This is a genomic window from Streptomyces celluloflavus, assembly GCA_000720995.1.
GTDB lineage: Bacteria > Actinomycetota > Actinomycetes > Streptomycetales > Streptomycetaceae > Streptomyces > Streptomyces celluloflavus.
In genome coordinates this window covers 102,047-119,200 of sequence record JOEL01000004.1, presented here as the reverse complement: position 1 = coordinate 119,200, position 17,154 = coordinate 102,047, and the positions used below count along the sequence as shown (strand labels likewise).

The 17,154-nt window shown below is 73.0% G+C and carries 17 protein-coding genes; 12 read left to right on the top strand and 5 right to left on the bottom strand.

Going from position 1 to position 17,154, the window contains the following annotated elements; genetic code table 11:
- Positions 1-4: 4 nt before the first annotated feature.
- The 8 genes from sufC to IH09_RS05615 all read left to right on the top strand — a co-directional run bounded on the left by sufC (position 5) and on the right by IH09_RS05615 (position 5,907).
- Complete coding sequence (sufC, locus tag IH09_RS05650) at positions 5-769, top strand: Fe-S cluster assembly ATPase SufC (RefSeq protein ID WP_052854633.1); 765 nt, start codon at positions 5-7, stop codon at positions 767-769.
- Positions 766-2,022 (top strand): cysteine desulfurase, encoded by a 1,257-nt coding sequence (locus IH09_RS05645; RefSeq protein WP_052854630.1) that lies wholly within the window; start codon positions 766-768, stop codon positions 2,020-2,022. Before sufC ends, IH09_RS05645 begins: the two co-directional genes overlap by 4 nt.
- 37 nt (positions 2,023-2,059) lie before the next feature.
- Positions 2,060-2,518 carry a Fe-S cluster assembly sulfur transfer protein SufU gene (sufU, locus tag IH09_RS05640; protein ID WP_052854628.1) on the top strand — a complete coding sequence of 153 codons (459 nt, stop codon included), beginning with the start codon at positions 2,060-2,062 and terminating at the stop codon, positions 2,516-2,518.
- Positions 2,515-2,859, top strand: coding sequence for a metal-sulfur cluster assembly factor (locus IH09_RS05635; RefSeq protein ID WP_052854626.1), 345 nt, complete (start codon positions 2,515-2,517; stop codon positions 2,857-2,859). The genes sufU and IH09_RS05635 overlap by 4 nt, the downstream gene beginning before the upstream one ends.
- Positions 2,860-3,021: 162 nt before the next feature.
- The gene (locus IH09_RS05630; protein WP_052854624.1) at positions 3,022-3,342 is read left to right on the top strand and encodes a DMT family transporter; all 321 of its coding nucleotides are present in this window, start codon (positions 3,022-3,024) and stop codon (positions 3,340-3,342) included.
- On the top strand, positions 3,342-3,881 hold the full coding sequence (locus tag IH09_RS05625) for a TetR/AcrR family transcriptional regulator (protein WP_052854622.1): 540 nt from the start codon (positions 3,342-3,344) through the stop codon (positions 3,879-3,881). Before IH09_RS05630 ends, IH09_RS05625 begins: the two co-directional genes overlap by 1 nt.
- A 96-nt stretch (positions 3,882-3,977) precedes the next feature.
- The gene (gene dapD / locus IH09_RS05620; RefSeq protein WP_052854620.1) at positions 3,978-4,976 is read left to right on the top strand and encodes a 2,3,4,5-tetrahydropyridine-2,6-dicarboxylate N-succinyltransferase; all 999 of its coding nucleotides are present in this window, start codon (positions 3,978-3,980) and stop codon (positions 4,974-4,976) included.
- A gap of 76 nt (positions 4,977-5,052) precedes the next feature.
- Complete coding sequence (locus tag IH09_RS05615) at positions 5,053-5,907, top strand: EI24 domain-containing protein (protein ID WP_052855094.1); 855 nt, start codon at positions 5,053-5,055, stop codon at positions 5,905-5,907.
- A 45-nt stretch (positions 5,908-5,952) separates the two neighbouring features.
- On the opposite strand, the gene IH09_RS05610 is transcribed toward IH09_RS05615, so the two are convergent.
- Entirely contained in the window at positions 5,953-7,812 is a 1,860-nt protein-coding gene (locus IH09_RS05610; protein WP_052854617.1) for an endonuclease/exonuclease/phosphatase family protein, read from the bottom strand.
- A gap of 239 nt (positions 7,813-8,051) precedes the next feature.
- Between IH09_RS05610 and IH09_RS05605 the strand changes: the two genes are divergently transcribed.
- The gene (locus IH09_RS05605) at positions 8,052-9,548 is read left to right on the top strand and encodes a hypothetical protein (protein WP_052854615.1); all 1,497 of its coding nucleotides are present in this window, start codon (positions 8,052-8,054) and stop codon (positions 9,546-9,548) included.
- A gap of 141 nt (positions 9,549-9,689) precedes the next feature.
- Here IH09_RS05605 and IH09_RS05600 read toward each other — a convergent pair whose 3' ends face one another.
- Positions 9,690-10,604 carry a class I SAM-dependent methyltransferase gene (locus IH09_RS05600; RefSeq protein ID WP_052854613.1) on the bottom strand — a complete coding sequence of 305 codons (915 nt, stop codon included), beginning with the start codon at positions 10,602-10,604 and terminating at the stop codon, positions 9,690-9,692.
- Between the two features lie 132 nt (positions 10,605-10,736).
- On the opposite strand from IH09_RS05600, the gene IH09_RS05595 reads away from it, so the two are divergent.
- Entirely contained in the window at positions 10,737-11,753 is a 1,017-nt protein-coding gene (locus IH09_RS05595) for an MsnO8 family LLM class oxidoreductase (RefSeq protein ID WP_052854611.1), read from the top strand.
- Between the two features lie 175 nt (positions 11,754-11,928).
- Here the strand turns inward: IH09_RS05595 and IH09_RS05590 are convergent, their stop codons facing one another.
- The 3 genes from IH09_RS05590 to IH09_RS05580 form a co-directional block, all read right to left on the bottom strand.
- Entirely contained in the window at positions 11,929-13,170 is a 1,242-nt protein-coding gene (locus tag IH09_RS05590; protein ID WP_052854609.1) for a TerD family protein, read from the bottom strand.
- Between the two features lie 146 nt (positions 13,171-13,316).
- Positions 13,317-13,583: a GlsB/YeaQ/YmgE family stress response membrane protein gene (locus IH09_RS05585; RefSeq protein WP_052854607.1), complete on the bottom strand. Its 267-nt coding sequence runs from the start codon at positions 13,581-13,583 to the stop codon at positions 13,317-13,319.
- Positions 13,584-13,942: 359 nt separating this feature from the next.
- Positions 13,943-14,752 carry an NAD-dependent epimerase/dehydratase family protein gene (locus tag IH09_RS05580; RefSeq protein WP_052854606.1) on the bottom strand — a complete coding sequence of 270 codons (810 nt, stop codon included), beginning with the start codon at positions 14,750-14,752 and terminating at the stop codon, positions 13,943-13,945.
- A gap of 236 nt (positions 14,753-14,988) precedes the next feature.
- Here IH09_RS05580 and IH09_RS05575 point away from each other — a divergent pair, with 236 nt between their 5' ends.
- Both IH09_RS05575 and IH09_RS05570 read left to right on the top strand, forming a co-directional pair.
- Entirely contained in the window at positions 14,989-15,939 is a 951-nt protein-coding gene (locus tag IH09_RS05575; RefSeq protein ID WP_318279394.1) for a 5-dehydro-4-deoxyglucarate dehydratase, read from the top strand.
- Positions 15,939-17,147: an alpha-galactosidase gene (locus IH09_RS05570; RefSeq protein WP_052854602.1), complete on the top strand. Its 1,209-nt coding sequence runs from the start codon at positions 15,939-15,941 to the stop codon at positions 17,145-17,147. The genes IH09_RS05575 and IH09_RS05570 overlap by 1 nt, the downstream gene beginning before the upstream one ends.
- Positions 17,148-17,154 lie beyond the last annotated feature (7 nt).

The following is a 17,154-nucleotide window of genomic DNA, read 5'->3' as shown; positions in this document are numbered from 1 at the left end:
CCCCATGGCAACGCTTGAGATCCACGACCTGCACGTCTCCGTCGACGCCGAGAACGGCCCGCGCGAGATCCTGAAGGGCGTCGACCTGACCGTGAAGCAGGGCGAGACGCACGCCATCATGGGCCCCAACGGCTCCGGCAAGTCGACTCTCGCCTACTCGCTGGCGGGTCACCCCAAGTACACGGTCACCGGCGGCACCGTCACCCTCGACGGCGAGGACGTCCTGGAGATGTCCGTCGACGAGCGCGCCCGTGCCGGTGTCTTCCTCGCCATGCAGTACCCGGTCGAGGTCCCCGGTGTCTCGGTCTCCAACTTCCTGCGGACGTCGGCGACGGCGATCCGCGGCGAGGCCCCCAAGCTGCGGCTGTGGGTCAAGGAGGTCAAGGAGGCCATGGAGCGGCTCTCCATGGACCCCGCCTTCGCCGAGCGCAACGTCAACGAGGGCTTCTCCGGCGGTGAGAAGAAGCGCCACGAGATCCTCCAGCTGGAGCTGCTCAAGCCGAAGATCGCGATCCTCGACGAGACCGACTCCGGTCTGGACGTCGACGCGCTGCGCACCGTCTCCGAGGGTGTCAACCGCGTCCGCGAGACCGGTGAGGTCGGCACCCTGCTGATCACCCACTACACGCGCATCCTGCGCTACATCAAGCCCGACTTCGTCCATGTGTTCGCGAACGGCCGCATCGCCGAGTCCGGCGGCGCCGAGCTCGCCGACAAGCTTGAGGCCGAGGGCTACGAGGAGTACACGAAGGGTGGCGTAACCGCGTGACACGGCTGCCGGGCCTCCTCGACACCGAGGCGATCCGTAAGGACTTCCCCCTTCTGGATCGTGTGGTCCACGACGGGAAGAAGATGATCTACCTGGACAGTGCGGCGACTTCGCAGAAGCCGCGCCAGGTCATCGACGCACTCACCGAGTACTACGAGCAGCACAACGCCAACGTCCACCGTGGCGTGCACGTGCTCGCCGAGGAGGCCACGGCGCTGTACGAGGGCGCCCGCGACAAGGTCGCCGCCTTCATCAACGCGCCGAGCCGCGATGAGGTGATCTTCACCAAGAACGCCTCGGAGTCGCTCAACCTCGTGGCCAACATGCTCGGCTGGGCCGATGAGCCCTACCGGGTGGACCGTGAGACCGACATCGTCATCACGGAGATGGAGCACCACTCCAACATCGTCCCGTGGCAGCTGCTCTCGCAGCGCACCGGCGCGAAGCTGAAGTGGTTCGGCCTGACCGACGACGGCCGGCTCGATCTGTCCAACATCGACGAGATCATCACGGACCGGACCAAGGTGGTCTCGTTCACCCTGGTCTCCAACCTGATGGGCACGATCAACCCGGTCGAGGCGATCATCCGCCGCGCCCAGCAGGTCGGCGCGCTGGTCGTCATCGACGCCTCGCAGGCCGCCCCGCACATGGTGCTGGACGTACAGGCGCTGCAGGCCGACTTCGTGGCCTTCACCGGCCACAAGATGTGCGGCCCGACCGGTATCGGCGTCCTCTGGGGCCGCCAGGAGCTGCTGGAGGACCTCCCGCCGTTCCTCGGTGGCGGCGAGATGATCGAGACCGTGTCGATGCACTCCTCGACGTACGCCCCCGCGCCGCACAAGTTCGAGGCCGGTACGCCCCCGATCGCCCAGGCCGTCGGCCTCGGTGCGGCCGTGGACTACCTCGCCGCGATCGGCATGGACAAGATCGCCGCGCATGAGCACGCGATCACCGAGTACGCCGTCAAGCGACTGCTGGACGTCCCCGACCTGCGCATCATCGGCCCCAGCACGGCCGAGGACCGCGGCGCGACGATCTCCTTCACGCTCGGCGACATCCACCCGCACGACGTCGGCCAGGTCCTGGACGAACAAGGCATCGCGGTCCGGGTCGGCCACCACTGCGCGCGGCCGGTCTGCCTCCGCTACGGAATTCCTGCGACCACACGAGCGTCCTTCTATCTGTACTCCACCCCCGCCGAGGTCGACGCCCTGGTGGCGGGCCTGGAGCACGTCCGCAACTTTTTCGGTTGATCACGCACAGCGGATGAGGATGAGGACTGACTGAGCCGTGAAGCTGGATTCCATGTACCAGGACGTCATCCTGGACCACTACAAGCACCCGCACGGGCGCGGTCTTCGGGACGGCGACGCCGAGGTGCACCATGTCAACCCCACGTGCGGTGACGAGATCACCCTGCGCGTGCGGCTCGACGGCGCCACCATTGAGGATGTGTCCTACGAGGGCCAGGGCTGCTCCATCAGCCAGGCCAGCGCATCGGTGCTCAACGAGCTCCTGGTCGGCAAGGAGCTCGGGGACGCGCAGAAGATCCAGGAGACCTTCCTGGCGCTGATGCAGTCCAAGGGCCAGGTGGAGCCGGACGACGAGATGGAGGAGGTGCTGGAGGACGCGGTCGCGTTCGCCGGTGTCTCGAAGTACCCGGCGCGAGTGAAGTGCGCGCTGCTCAGCTGGATGGCCTGGAAGGACGCCACGGCCAAGGCCCTCTCAGAGGAGGCGAAGACCGCATGACCGACACCCCCGACACCCTCACGACCACCAAGCCGGCCTCGGAGGAAGAGGTCCGCGAGGCGCTCTACGACGTCGTCGACCCCGAGCTGGGCATCGATGTCGTCAACCTGGGCCTGATCTACGGCATCCATGTCGACGACGCCAATATCGCCACCATCGACATGACGCTGACCTCCGCGGCCTGCCCGCTGACCGACGTCATCGAGGACCAGGCGAAGTCCGCGACGGACGGCCTCGTCAACGAGCTGAAGATCAACTGGGTCTGGATGCCCCCGTGGGGCCCCGACAAGATCACCGACGACGGCCGTGAGCAGCTTCGCGCGCTCGGCTTCAACGTCTGACGGTCTCCCTCGCAGCGAAACGGCCGTATCCGCCGGTCTCCCACCGGCGGGTACGGCCGTTTCGCGGTGCCGGAGCGCCGTCGGCCCCACGCGGTCCGCGGCGCCCGGTCGCCCGCCCGTTCTTGTGTACGGATGTACGTAACGCTGCGTACACTCGTACACATGGTCTATCTGACGCTGGCCGGCGCGATCCTCTCCGAGATCCTCGCCACCACGGCGATGAAATACAGCGAGGGCTTCAGCAAGCTGTGGCCGTCCCTGGGGACCGTCGCCGGATACCTGATCGCCTTCGCGCTGCTGTCGCAGACACTCAAGTCGATGAGCGTCGGCACCGCGTACGCCATCTGGTCGGGCGCCGGTACGGCCGTGATCGCGGTGATCGGCATGGTGTTCCTGGGGGAGACCGCGAGCGCGCTGAAGATCCTCGGGGTGCTGCTGGTCATCGCCGGGGTCGTGACGCTGAATCTGGGCGGTGCGCACTGATGGCGCGGCGCTACGACCCGGACCGGCGGCAGCGGATCATCGACGCGGCGATCGCGGTGGTGGCGGAGCGCGGGATCGCCGCCCTCAGCCACCGGGCGGTGGCCGCCGCGGCGGATGTGCCGCTGGGCTCCACGACGTACCACTTCGCGACGCTGGACGATCTGCTGGTCGCCGCGCTGCGGCAGGTCAACCGCGGCTGGCTGACGGGTTTCGCGCGCTGGGTGGACGGTATCGACACGGCGGCGCCGCTGGCCGACGAGGTCATCCGGCTCGTCGAGGAGACCCTCGCCGGTGACCGCTCGCGGGTGGTGCTGGAGTACGAGCTGTATCTGGCGGCGCTGCGGCACGAGGCGGTGCGCCCGATCGCCGCCGCCTGCCTGGACGAGATGGTGCGGCTGCTGGGCCGGCGCACCGGCGATCTGCCGACCGCGCGGGCCGTGGTGGCGTTCGCCGACGGGCTGCTCATCCAGCATCTGCTCACCGGCCGGCCCTTCGACCGCGCCACGGTGCGCGCCGGGCTGGACGGCGTGCCGGCCTGAGCCCGTCACTGGGCCGGCAGGGGCGGACCGCACGGGCCGGGCCCGTCCGCTGAGACCGGTTCGCCTCCGCGGGCACCCTCCGGTTAGGTTTTCGGCATGACCGATGCTGCTACTCCCCGTACTCCCCGTGCCACCGGCGCCGTCGCCGCCGGGCTCGCCACCGTCACCCCCGACGGCACCGTTCTCGACACCTGGTTCCCGGCGCCCGAGCTGGTCGCCGAGCCCGGCCCCGCCGGCACCGAGCGGCTGACCGGCGAGCGCGCCGCCGAACTGCTGGGCGCCACCGCGCCGCAGGCGACCGGCCCCGACCCGGTCCGCGGCGTCGAGGTCGTGGCCGTCCGTACGGTCATCGCCTCGCTGGACGACAAGCCGCTGGACGCACACGACGCGTACCTGCGCCTGCACCTGCTCAGCCACCGGCTGGTCAAGCCGCACGGGCAGAGCCTGGACGGCCTCTTCGGGCTGCTGGCGAACGTCGCCTGGACCTCGCTCGGCCCGGTGGCCGTCGGCCAGCTGGAGACGGTGCGGCTCAACGCCCGCGCCGCCGGGCGCCACCTCCAGGTCACCAGCATCGACAAGTTCCCGCGGATGACCGACTATGTCGCGCCCGGCGGGGTGCGGATCGCGGACGCCGACCGGGTACGCCTGGGCGCCCACCTCGCGGCCGGTACCACCGTCATGCACGAGGGCTTCGTCAACTTCAACGCCGGGACGCTGGGCACGTCCATGATCGAGGGCCGGATCAGCGCGGGTGTCCTCATCGGCGACGGCTCCGACATCGGCGGCGGCGCCTCCACCATGGGCACCCTGTCGGGCGGCGGCAAGCAGATCATCTCCATCGGCGAGCGCTGCCTGCTCGGCGCCGAGTCGGGCATCGGCATCGCGCTCGGCGACGAGTGCGTCGTCGAGGCCGGCCTCTATGTGACCGCGGGCACCCGCGTCACGCTGCCCGACGGCCAGATCGTCAAGGCGCTGGAGCTCTCCGGTGCCGACAACATCCTCTTCCGCCGCAACTCCACCACCGGCACCGTCGAGGCCCGGCCGAACAAGGCGGTCTGGGGCGGTCTCAACGAGATTCTGCACAGCCACAACTGACACCGTGCCGCTCCGGCGGCAGCCGCGGCCCGGTGGGGGAGACCTGCCGGGCCGCGGTGCCGTCTACGCTCTGCCCATGCGTGATCTTGTAGCGGGGATGCGGTACCTGGGGCAGGGGCAGTACTGGGTCGCCCGGCACCGCCGGTGGTGGGGCTTCGGACTGCTCCCGGCGCTGATCACCCTGGTGCTGTACGCCGCGGCGTTCACCGTGCTCGCGTTCCGGGCCGACTCCGTCGCCGCCTGGGCGACGCCGTTCGCCGACGGCTGGGGCGCCCCCTGGCAGGCCCTGCTGCGCGGCCTGTTCGTGGCACTGCTGTGCGCGGGCGGGCTGCTGCTGGCCGTCCTCACCTTCACCGCCGTGACCCTGCTGATCGGCGAGCCCTTCTACGAGTCGCTCTCGGAGCGGGTCGAGGAGTCCGCGGGCCACTGCCCGCCGGGCCCGGACCTGCCGCTCTGGCGGGAGCTGTGGGCCGCGCTGCGGGACGGCGTCCATGTGCTGCTGCGGGCCGCCGGTTTCGGCCTCCTGATGTTCGCCCTGGGATTCGTCCCGTTCCTCGGGCAGACCGTCGTCCCGGTGATCGGCTGCTGCGTCTCCGGCTTCTTCCTCGCCGTCGAGCTGACCTCGGTGGCGATGCAGCGCCGGGACATCCCGGTACGCGCACGGCTGCGGCTGCTGCGCGGCCGCCCGGCGCTCGCCGTCGGCTTCGGCACACCGCTCGTGCTGCTCTTCCTCGTCCCGTTCGCGGCGGTGGTGCTGATGCCGGGCGCGGTGGCCGGCGCCACGCTGCTCGTACGGGACCTGGCGCCCGGCGAGGAGGAGCCGGCGCCGGACCGGGAGGGGCGGGGCCGGGACCACGGCGGTCCCGGCCCGGACGGGAGCGGTACGGGCCAGGACGTCGCCGCCGCGGGGCGGGTCCCGGCCGGGGCCTGACCGGGGCCGCCGCGGCGACTCCCCGTCAGGCCCCGGCCGCCCGCCTCACGGCCGGATGCGCAGCACCTGCGGATCGTGGTCGCTGGCCTGGTCGGCGTACTCGGCGTTGATGTGCACGATGTCGTAGTCGGGGCGGGTGAGGTGGCGGCTGGTGAGCATGTGGTCCAGGACCTGCGAGTTGCCGTTGTAGACGTAGCCGTAGCGCTCGGGGAGCGGCAGCCGGTTGACGAGATCGGTCAGCACACCGCCCTGGGTCAGGGTCTTCAGGGCCGGTGAGAACTGGTAGTCGTTGAGGTCCCCGGCGACCACCACATCGGCCTTCGGGTCGGTGGCCAGCAGGCTCTTGACGAAGGTGTTCACCAGCCGGGCCTGCGCGGTCCGCTGGGTCTCGGAGGTCCGGGCCGGCGGCTGGAAACGGCTGTCCAGGCCCTGGTCACCGCCCTTGGAGTTGAAGTGGTCGGCGACCACGAACACCCGGCTGCCGGGGCGGTTCCGGAACGAGAACTGGCCGACCAGGGGCTTGCGGCTGTCGCGCCACGCCGGATCATCGGGCGCGATCCGGCCCGGGGACGCGGAGAGGGTGGCCTTGCCGTGGTCGGCGAGCACCCGCACCGGCGTGGTGGCGTCGCCGCCCGCGATGTCCTTGAACGCGACCCGCTCCGGGTTGAAGAGGAACGCGACCCGGATGTTGCCGCCCGGCTGGCCGCCGTCCTGGCCGTCCACCGGGTCGATCTGCCGCCACTCGTACGCCGGGCCGCCGGCCGCCTTGACGGCGTCGGTGAGCTTCCTGAGGGTGACCCCGGCGGTGACGACGCCGTCATCCGTGGGGCCGTCGTCGTCCTGGACCTCCTCCAGGGCCACCACATCGGGGGCCGCCAGCCGCCGCACCAGCGCCGACGCCAGCCGGTCGAACTTGGCCTGCGGGGTCTTGGGGGAGAGGTTCTCGACGTTGTACGTGGCCACCGCCAGCTCGTCGGCCCGCTGCTTGCGGGTGGTCTCGGGGGCCGGGCCGCGGCCGGTGACGGTGCCCAGCTGGGTGGCCTGAATCGTGTAGCCGCCGTAGTTGTCGTAGTCCAGCGGCCCGGTGGTGGTGCCGGTCAGCCGCTGGCCGACATCTGCCACCGGGAACGGCTGCGGGTCGGTGGTGCCGGACCCCGCGGCCGGCGGGGTCAGCGACGTCACCTTGATCCGGCCCGGGTTGGGGTCCCCGTACGAGCTGTAGAGCGTGCCGCCGCGGGCCGTGCGGTGATGGTCCGGCTGTGCGGTGACCCACAGTTCGCGGTGGGTGTTGGTCGGGCCGACGACCGGGGCGTCGGTGACCGAGACGCGCATACCCTCCAGGGACTCGAAGCGGTCCAGCGCGTACGAGCGGGGGCGCAGCGGCAGCGACTCGATGCTCCCGCCGCCCGCCGAGGGGGCGTAACGGGCCGGTATCGAGGCCGCGTTGAGCTTGACGGGGGCCGGCAGCGGGAGGCCGGAGGCCAGCACGTCCCAGTCGGCGCCGGTGAGCTCGGTGACGGACTGGAGGCCGGCGTCCTTGCCGCCCGGGTAGTACTCGGTGACCTTCCCGGTGACCGTGACCGAGTCCCCGACCGCGACGTCCGGCGTCTCCTTGCCGGTGAAGACGAAGATGGCCTCGCTGGTCGCCGGGTCGTCGTCCGGGTGCGGGTCCTGCACCCAGAAGCCGCGCGCCGAGCCGGACGCCCGGATCGCGGTGACGATGCCGGGCACCCCCGTGACGCGCTCCCCGGCGAGCGGGGAGATACGGGTGGTGCCCTGGATGTCATGGATGCGGACGCCCGAAGCGGCGGCGGGCTGCGGGGCGCCGAGCAGTCCGGTGGCGAGAGCGGCGCAGGTCACCGCGGTGACGGCGACGGGGCTGCGGAGCGGACGACGGGACGGCATGAATGCCTCCGGGGGAGAGGGCGGGGCGAGGAGCGGACGGGAGGTCTGCGGAAAGAGCCGTGCGCGGCGCGGAATGGCGCTTTCTACGCGCGTCAATCTCTTGTGTGGCCACGGGAGTTGTCAAGGTGCGCCGGGCGACCGGAGAGGGGCGGGCGGGTGAACCGCCCGGGACGCGGAGAATTCCGTCTACGCTTGGGCGTCGCACGAGTCCGTAGTCCGTTCGAGGAGCTGAGCCCCAGATGTCCGCAGACCGTCCGACCCTGCCGCCGGTGCGGCTGCACTCCGAAGCGGAGCTGGCCCGGGACGCGCTCGCCGCGCCGCTGATGGCACGGGCCGCGAAGCTCGCCCGCTGGGCCGAGCACGGCGTCCCGGTCGGCGTCGGCGGCGAGATCCTCCAGGAATCGCTGGGCGCCGCCACCGAGCACCTCGGCCTGGCCGCCGACGAGGACGGCCCCGGGTACGCCGCCGAGGCGTGGCAGCTGGCGGTGGACACCGGCCTGGTGGAGATCGAGGAGAGCGCCGACGCGGACGCCACGGCGGACGCCGGACCCCTGGACGACGCCTCGGTCGGCACCGCCACCCCCGGCGAGGAGCTCGCCCTGCTCACCTCCGGCTCCCCGCGGGACATCCTCGACATCTGGCTCGGCGGCATGGAGACCGTGCTCGCCGACGCGGTCGCCCCCGACCTCTCCGACATCGCCGACCAGCTCGCCGACGGCGGCGAACTGGACCTGGACGCGATCGACTGGAACCCGGAGGAGGAGGCCGAGCTGCTGGACGGCATCCTCGGCAACCTCTACCTGCTCACGGCCCTGAACGAGAGCCCCGACCAGGACGTTCCGCTGCCCGCGCTGGCCGCGTCGATGATCGTGCCGGACGATATGGACGAGCCCACCGACGACATCCTCGAAGAGGTCTCCGAGGCGATGATGCGCCTGGACGACCAGTTCCGGCTGCTGGAGCCGATCGGCCTGGTCGCCTATACCCCCGTCGACGAGGCGCTCATCGAGGAGCTGGACGAGGACGGCGAGACGGTACGCGCCGCCGAGCCGCTGGACGGCGAGGACGTCTCCCGCTACGGCCTGGTCCGCCTCACCCCGCTCGGCATCTACGCGGTACGCGCCCGGATGCAGGACGCGGGCGTGTACGCCCCGGCCGTCGGCGACCTCGCGGACAAGGGCGCCGACGTCCTCCTGGAGGCGCTGCCCGACTACCCCGAGGCGCTCGCCCAGGCCGAGTCCGAGCAGTGGCTGGCGGCCCGTACGCCCGTGGACGCCGCCCGGGACCTGCTCGCGGCCGCCCGGGGCGACGACGCGCACGCCCCGCTGCGCCGGCTCGCCGCCCAGCAGGCGCTGTCCCTGGTCGCCCGGGACGCCGAGCCCGCGCTGCGCGAGGTGCTGGACGACCGGCAGCTCGGCGGTCTGGCCCGGGTCTGGCTCGCCGAGCGCGCCGTGCCCGGTATCCCCGAGCCCTCCCAGGACATGATCTTCTGGCTGACGGTGGACACCATCGCGGCACAGCTGGACACCGAGGACGAGGAGGCGACGGCCGAGCTGCACGAGCTGGTACGGAGCCTCACGGACCAGCACAGCGGGTTCTTCGAGACCGCCTGGCGGGTGGACCACCCGGCCACCGCCGACGTCCTGGAGGCCATGGGCCGGCTGCACCCGGACAAGAAGGCCGCCAAGGAGGCCCGTAAGGCCGCCTTCAAGGCGCGCTCCCGGCAGGCGAGCTGATCGCGGGCCGCCCGGCGCGGCCGACGGCGGGGTGACACCCGGCGCGGGAGCGGCAGGGCAGCGCGGTCCGGCGGGCGGTGCGGGCAGATGGCGCGCACCGCCCGCCGCGCTGTGCCGAGGCGGCGGGCGCGGCGGCCGGGATCACCGGCCGCGGGCGGCGCCGGCCGTGATGACGTAGTAGTCCAGCAGACCCGATGTGTACGCCGTCAGAAACCGGCGTGGCCACTCGTCGCGGAACCGCGGCTGCTGGGCCATATAGCGGTCGTAGCCCGCCCAGACGCCGTCCCCGATCGCCGTCACCCGGACGTCCCGCAGTCCGGCCCCGGTGAGCGTCGCGGCGGCGTCGTCGATCACATGCGGGACGTCCAGACCGTCGGCATACGTGGGCAGCAGCTCGGGCAGGGCGCGGGCGGCGGCACGGTCGCGGGCGAAGAACGTCGTCAGCGTCAGCCGGCCGTCCGGGCGCAGCAGCCGCGCCGCCTCCCGGGCGAAACCGGCCAGTTCGCGGAAGTGCTGGGCGGCCTCGACCGAGTAGAGGAAGTCGGTGCCGCCGTCCGGCAGCGGGACGCGGTCGGCCGTACCGCGGACGAAGTCCAGCCGGACCGGGGCGGGGCCGGGGGACGGCGTGCGGCCGTCGGGCGCCGGTTCGCCGGTTGGCGGCCCGAGCAGCGCCGCGTTGGCATGCCGGGCGCGGGCGATCTGGTCCGGGTGGGCGTCCAGGCCGGTGACCGACCCGAAGTCGAACTCGCGCAGCGCCAGCGCACAGCCCAGCCCCCGGCCGCAGCCGACCTCCAGCGCGGTGCGCCCCGCCGGGCGGTCGAAGGTGCCGAGTACCAGACGGTAGAGATCCTGCTCGCTGCGGACGCGGTCGGCCTCGGTCAGCGGCCGGTCCGCCGTCCCGGGCAGCCCCGCCCAGTAGCCGAAGTTGATGAAGCCGCCGGCGAACACGGGGACGGTGCTGAGGTCGGACTCGCCGTACGCCTCCGCGACGGGTGGGGGGAGGTCCGGGGGGTCCTGGTGGCCGGGGGCGCCGGCCGGGGACGGTCGCTGCGTCATCACACGCTCCTCGTGCGTGCCGTGGGGCGGCCTGCCGCGGGGTGTCCGGCGGCGGGTGCCCGCGGTGGGGTGGCCCGGTGGACGGGCGGGGGACGGGTGGAATCCTGGGCGCGCGCGGACGTTGAAGCTGAGGTGAGCTCGACGATACGGACGACACGATTCTCGATCCTGGACCGCTCCCGCACCAGAGCGGGGCATCCGGAGGGGGCCGCGCTGCGCGACACGGTGGCCCTGGCCCGGCGCGCGGAACAGCTCGGCTACCACCGCTTCTGGGTGTCCGAGCACCACAGCGTGCCCGGCGTCGCCGGCTCCGCGCCCACCGTGCTCGCCGCGGCGGTGGCCGCGGCGACGTCCACGATCCGGGTCGGCACCGGTGGGGTGATGCTGCCCAACCACCGGCCGCTGGTGGTCGCAGAGCAGTTCGGGGTGCTGGAGTCGCTCTTCCCCGGCCGGATCGACATGGGGCTCGGCCGGTCGGTGGGGTTCACCGACGGTATCCGCCGGGCACTGGGCACCGAGAAGGACGCCGTCGGGGACTTCGGCGACCGGCTCACCGAGCTGCTGGGCTACTTCACGGGCACGCAGACGGCCCATCCGCAGGTGCACGCCCGGCCCGCCGAGGGGCTGCGGGTGCCCGCCTTCGTCCTGGCCACCGGCGCGGGCGCGCAGCTCGCCGCGGCGGCGGGGCTGGCCCTGGTCATCGGTGATCTGCGCGGCCGGGACCGGATGCTCGACGCGATCGACGGCTACCGCGCGGCGTTCCGGCCCTCGGCGTTCCGGGACCGGCCGTATGTCGTCGTCTCCGGGACGGTCGCGGTGGCCGGGACGACCGAGGAGGCGCGGCGGCTGCTGGTGCCGGAGGCCCGGTCGCTGGCGTACTCCCGTACCCACGGGGTCTTCCCGGCGCTGCGGCCCGCCGGGGCGGGGGAGGAGATGTCCGCCCGGGAGCGGGGGTTCTACGAGGAGGCGCTGCGCGGCCATGTCCACGGCACGGAGGACGAGGTGGGCGCGGCCCTCGACGCCCTGATCGCACGCAGCGGGGCGGACGAGGTGCTGGTGACCACCAGTACCTACGACCGGGCGGCGCTGGTGGAGTCGTACGAGCGGCTGGCCCGGGTGGTGGGGCTCGGGGCGGACGGGGGCCGCTGAGCGCCGTGCCCGCTGCGGGGGAAGCCTGATCGGAGGGCGGGCCGCCGCTGTCCCGGGGCCTCTGCCCCGGTCGTCCGGTGCCGCCCCGGCTCCGGCGGTACGCCCCCTCCCGGGCCGTGCGGGTGACCGCGGGCCGGCGGGGGAGGAGCGGCGGAGCCGGTGGGCGGCGGCCGGTTCAGAGCGCCTGGGCCGCCGGCTTGATCATGCCGCGGACCGTGCGCGAGTCGACGAATTCGCCCATGGCCGTCATCTCCCACTCGCCGGAGAACTGCCGGATGAGCTTGGCCATCATCACGCCCGTGCGCTTCTCCGAGCCGGTGAGGTCGAAGCGGACCAGCTCTTCGCCGGTCCGGGCGTCCGTCAGCCGGCAGTACGCCTTGGCGACCTCGGAGAACTTCTGGCCGGAGAAGGAGTTCACCGTGAAGACCAGTCCGGTCACCTCCGGCGGCAGTCCGCCGAGGTGAACGGTGATGACCTCGTCGTCGCCCGCGCCGTCGCCGGTGAGGTTGTCACCGGAGTGCTGGATGGCGCCGTTGAGGATCGACAGCTTGCCGAAGAAGCAGTTGTCGACCTTCTTGCGGTCCGGGCCGTAGGCGATGACGGAGGCGTCCAGGTCGATGCTCTTGCCGCGGTACGCGGGCTCCCAGCCGAGGCCCATCTTGACGGAGGTGAGCAGCGGCTGACCGTTCTTGACCAGCGACACCGTCTGGTTCTTCTGGAGGCTGACCCGGCCCTTGTCCAGATTGATCCGGCCGGCGCCCGGCGCGGGCGGGGCGGGCGGGGCCGGGGATGCGGCGGGCTGCGGCGGGGCGATCGGCGCGGGGGCTCCGGTGGGCGGTCCCCACTGGTCCGCGGGCGCCGCGGCGGGGGGTGCCGGAGGGGCCTGCGGTGCGGCGGGTGCGGGCGCCGCGGCAGGTGCGGCGGGCTCTTCGACGCTGACACCGAAGTCCGTGGCGATACCGGCGAGGCCGTCGGCGTACCCCTGCCCGACGGCGCGGACCTTCCAGACGCCGTTGCGGCGGTAGAGCTCGACGACCACCAGCGCGGTCTCCGCGCCGAGCCGCGGCGGGGTGAAGGAGGCGAGGACGCCGCCGCTGTCGGCGTCGCGGACCGTGCCGGTCGGTTCGGTGCCGGCGAACGTCGCACCGGCCGCGTCCAGGCTCGCGGTGACGACGACCTTCTCGATACCGGCGGGGACCGCGGCGGTGTCCACCGTGATGGTGTCGCCCCCGTCGCCGGCCGCGGCGGTGTGCGTCACCCCGGGGCCGTGGGGCTGGTTGTAGAAGACGAAGTCGTCGTCGGAGCGCACCTTGCCGTCGGCGGTGAGCAGCAGTCCCGACACGTCCAGCCGCACGGGGGCGGTGACATCCACCGCCACCCGCGCGGCGGTGAGCGGGAGGTTCGAGCCAGGAGTCATAGCGGTCATGTCAGCAGTAACGCGCGGTTCGCCTTTGCGGTTCCATTACCCGCGCCCCTCAGCGTGTCCCTTGTCGCGTTCCTGATACGCGTTCTTGACCCGGGTCCCTGCCCGGACAAGGGGACCGTCCTGCGTGGCCGCCGCGGTCAGCGGCGGGAGTTGCCGAACAGCAGCCGGTAGGCGATCAACAGGACCAGGGCCCCGGCGACCGCGGCGATCCACATCGACGGATCGTAGAAGTCCCGGGGGATCGGGCGGTGCAGGATCTTGGTGGAGAGCCAGCCGCCGATGAACGAACCGACGATGCCGATGAGTGTGGTGCCGACGATCCCGCCCGGGTCGCGCCCGGGCAGCAGGACCTTGGCGATGATGCCCGCGATCAGGCCCAGTACGAGCCAGCTGACGATGCCCATGATGCGTTTCCTCGTTCCCGCGTGGTGATGCGCTCCGCCGTACCGCGCCGTGCGCCGTTGCCGCGCGGTCCCGCGGCGGAACTGTGTTCCCAGACAAGGACGCGAGGGAGCGGTGGCAAGTTCCGTGCGGTGGCGGATCGGGCATGCGAGCGAGCGGCGATCCCCCGCCGCGTGGCCGTCCGCCCGCGGCGGGGGTGGCCCGGGTGACCGGACCTGGTCCGGGTACGGAGACCGGGCGGGCCGTGCCGGGCGGCCCGGGAGGTGTACCGCACCCCGGCCGCCGCCGGGCAGGCCACGGACGGCCTGTGACGGGCGGGCGGCGAGGGGCGGGGGAGCGCGGGGCGGGCGGCGGCCCCCGGTCAGTACGGCCAGCGGGGCGGATCGGTGCAGAACGCGCCCCCGAGGTGGGCGTGTTCGGGGTTGTCCGGGTCGAGTTCGCCCTGGGCGGCGATGAGTTCGGCGGCGTACGGCTCGGAGTCGTCCTGAGGTGTGTAGCCGAGCGCGCGGGCGGTCGTCAGGTCCCACCACAGACGGGTGTTGGCGGACGAGGCGTAGGCGACGGTATGGCCGACTCCCTCGGCGGTGAGCGCCGCGTGCAGCAGCCGTGCGCAGTCCGCCGGGCTCATCCAGATCGACAGCATCCGGACGGTCGTCGGCCGGGGGAAGCAGGAGCCGATGCGCAGCGAGACGGTCTCGATGCCGTGCAGGTCCCAGTAGAGCGAGGCGAGATCCTCGCCGAACCCCTTGGAGAGGCCGTAATAGGTGTCGGGGCGGCGCGGTGTGCCGATACCGATCGCGCCGGAGCCGTCCGCGGGGCGCGGGGTGAAGCCGACGGCGTGGTTGGAGGAGGCGAAGACGATCCGGCGTACGCCTTCTTCGCGCGCCGCCTCGTAGAGGTGGTAAGTGCCCTCGATGTTGGCCCGCAGGATCTGCTCGAACGGCGCTTCCAGGGAGATGCCCGCGAAATGGATGATCGCGTCGACGCCGCGTACCGCCTCGCGCACCGCCGCCCGGTCCGCCAGATCGGCGGTGATCGCCTCCGGTTCCCCGTCGACGGGCCGCTGGTCGAAGAGGCGCAGCCGGTATCCGTAGGGCGGCAACAGCTCGCGCATCAGGGTGCCGAGCCCGCCGGCGGCGCCGGTGAGCAGGACGGTGCGGGGTGCGGTCATGGGCGGGTACTCCTCGGGCTGAGCTGCGAGGCCGTATGCGCGGACGGCATTCAGAGATGTGGACACGGTAGGGAGCGGTATCGCGGCCGGTCAAGACAGTGGACGGACTCGTCAAATCCGCTTGCGGGGCGGTCGTTTCGGACCCTTGACCGGCGCGGGAGGGCTGTTCTAGCGTGGCCGCGTTCAGAGATATGGACACTGATCAGAGACATGCACATGCATGCCAGGGAGAGCCCGTGACCTCAGACTCGCCGCTCGCCGCTCGCCTCGACGGACTGCTGTTCTTCCCCGTGACCGCGTACACACCGGACGGCGCCGTGGACCTGGCGGCCTTCCGCGCCCATGTGCGCGGCGGCATCGACGCGGGCGCGGCCGCCGTGTTCGCCTGCTGCGGCACCGGCGAATTCCACGCGCTCACCCCCGAGGAGTTCGCCGACTGCGTCGCCGCCGCCGTCGAGGAGACCGCGGGCCGGGTCCCGGTGATCGCCGGCGCGGGGTACGGCACCGCGCTCGCCCTCCGGTTCGCCCGCCTCGCCCATGAAGCGGGCGCCGACGGGCTGCTCGCCATGCCGCCCTACCTCGTCGCCGCCGGCCAGCGAGGACTGCTGCGGCACTACACCGCACTCGCCGCCGCCACCCCCCTCCCCGTCATCGTCTACCAGCGCGACAACGCCGTCTTCACACCGGCCACCGTCGTCGCGCTGGCCAGGACCCCGGGCATCATCGGCCTCAAGGACGGGCTGGGCGACCTCGACCTGCTCCAGCGCATCATCAGCGCCGTCCGCACCGAGGCCGCCGACGCGGACTTCCTCTACTTCAACGGCCTGCCCACCGCCGAACTCACCGGCCCCGCCTACTTCGGCCTGGGCGTCCGCCGCTACTCCTCCGCCGTCTTCGCCTTCGCCCCCGAGATCGCCCTCGCCTTCCACCGGGCGCTGACCACCGGCGACCAGGACACCGTCGCCCGGCTGCTGGACGGCTTCTACCGGCCGCTGGTCGAACTGCGCAACCGGGGCCGCGGCTATGCCGTATCGCTGGTCAAGGCGGGGGTGCGGCTGCGCGGCACGGACGTCGGCGAGGTCCGGCCGCCGCTGAGCGAACCGGACCCGGCGCATGTCGAGGAGCTCGCCGCGCTGATCGACCGCGGACTCGCGCTGGTCGCGGGCGCACCGGGGCCCCGCGCCTGATGCGTACCGCCGCCTTCCTCTATCCGTGGGACGTCGTCGGCGACCCGGACGCCGCCCGGCGCATCGCCGGTCTCGGCGTGCAGCAGGTCACGCTGGCCTCGTCCTACCACTCGACCCGCGCCCTCACCCCCCGCCACCCCCGCCACCGCATCGTCACCGCCCGGCACGCCGCCGTCCTCTACCCGCCGGACCCCACCCGCTGGGCGGGCCGGGCGCTGCGGCCGTACCCGCAGGACTGGGTGCCCGGTGCGGACCCCTTCGGCGAGGCCGCGCGGGCGCTGGCCGACGCCGGTCTGGAGGTGCACACCTGGGTCGTGCTGGCCCACAACTCCCGTATGGGCGCGGAGCATCCGGCCACCGCCGTCCACAACGCCTACGGTGACCCGTACCCCTGGGCGCCGTGCATCGCCCGCCCCGAGGTGCGCGACTACCTCGTCACCCTCGCCGCCGAGGCGGCCGTGCGGCCCGGCGCCCGCGGCGCCGAGCTGGAGTCCTGCGGCTGGTACGGACTGGCCCATCCGCACGCCCACGACAAGACCGGCCAGCTGCCGCTCTCCGGCGCCGCGCAGTATTTGATGTCGCTCTGCTTCTGCCCGGTCTGCTCGGCCGGGTACACCGGACTCGGCGTGCCCGCGGCGGAGTTGCGGGGCGCGGTGGTACGGGCCCTGGAACCGGTGTGGGCGGGCGCCCCGGCCGCGCCGGCCGACCGGGCGGGCGAGCGGGCGGAGATCGGGGCGCTGCTCGGCGCCGACCTCGCCGGGGTGGCGCACGCCTGGCGCGAGGGGGCCGCGCGCACCCTTCAGCGCGCGGCCGTACGCGCCGTACGGGACGCCGCCGCGGGGGAGTTCCGGGTGCTGCTGCACGCCGACCCCGCCGCGCACCGCTGCGGCGCCAACGCCGGTGTGGACCCGGCGGACGTCCTCGCGCACGCCGACGGTGTGGTCGTCCCGTGCACCGGCGACGACGCGGTCCGTGCGGACGCGCTCGGGCCGTTCGCGGACCGGCCGGCCGGCACCACCGTCGCCGCCAACCTCACCGTCGTCTCCGGGATGGGCGGCCGCCCCGGCGCCCTCGCCGCCGACGCCGCGCACGCCGTCTCGCTGGGCGCCGGTGAACTGCGGCTCTACCACGCGGGGCTGGCGAGCGACCGCGACCTGGCGGCCGTACGGACCGCCCTTGGCGTCCTCGTCGAGCGCTCCGGGGGCTGACGGCCGC

Coding starts and splice junctions, on each gene's coding strand:
- sufC (WP_052854633.1), top strand. CDS start 5: ATGGCAACGCTTGAGATCCACGACCTGCACGTCTCCGTCGACGCCGAG.
- IH09_RS05635 (WP_052854626.1), top strand. CDS start 2,515: ATGACCGACACCCCCGACACCCTCACGACCACCAAGCCGGCCTCGGAG.
- IH09_RS05630 (WP_052854624.1), top strand. CDS start 3,022: ATGGTCTATCTGACGCTGGCCGGCGCGATCCTCTCCGAGATCCTCGCC.
- IH09_RS05625 (WP_052854622.1), top strand. CDS start 3,342: ATGGCGCGGCGCTACGACCCGGACCGGCGGCAGCGGATCATCGACGCG.
- dapD (WP_052854620.1), top strand. CDS start 3,978: ATGACCGATGCTGCTACTCCCCGTACTCCCCGTGCCACCGGCGCCGTC.
- IH09_RS05615 (WP_052855094.1), top strand. CDS start 5,053: ATGCGTGATCTTGTAGCGGGGATGCGGTACCTGGGGCAGGGGCAGTAC.
- IH09_RS05610 (WP_052854617.1), bottom strand. CDS start 7,812: ATGCCGTCCCGTCGTCCGCTCCGCAGCCCCGTCGCCGTCACCGCGGTG.
- IH09_RS05605 (WP_052854615.1), top strand. CDS start 8,052: ATGTCCGCAGACCGTCCGACCCTGCCGCCGGTGCGGCTGCACTCCGAA.
- IH09_RS05600 (WP_052854613.1), bottom strand. CDS start 10,604: ATGACGCAGCGACCGTCCCCGGCCGGCGCCCCCGGCCACCAGGACCCC.
- IH09_RS05590 (WP_052854609.1), bottom strand. CDS start 13,170: ATGACTCCTGGCTCGAACCTCCCGCTCACCGCCGCGCGGGTGGCGGTG.
- IH09_RS05585 (WP_052854607.1), bottom strand. CDS start 13,583: ATGGGCATCGTCAGCTGGCTCGTACTGGGCCTGATCGCGGGCATCATC.
- IH09_RS05580 (WP_052854606.1), bottom strand. CDS start 14,752: ATGACCGCACCCCGCACCGTCCTGCTCACCGGCGCCGCCGGCGGGCTC.
- IH09_RS05570 (WP_052854602.1), top strand. CDS start 15,939: ATGCGTACCGCCGCCTTCCTCTATCCGTGGGACGTCGTCGGCGACCCG.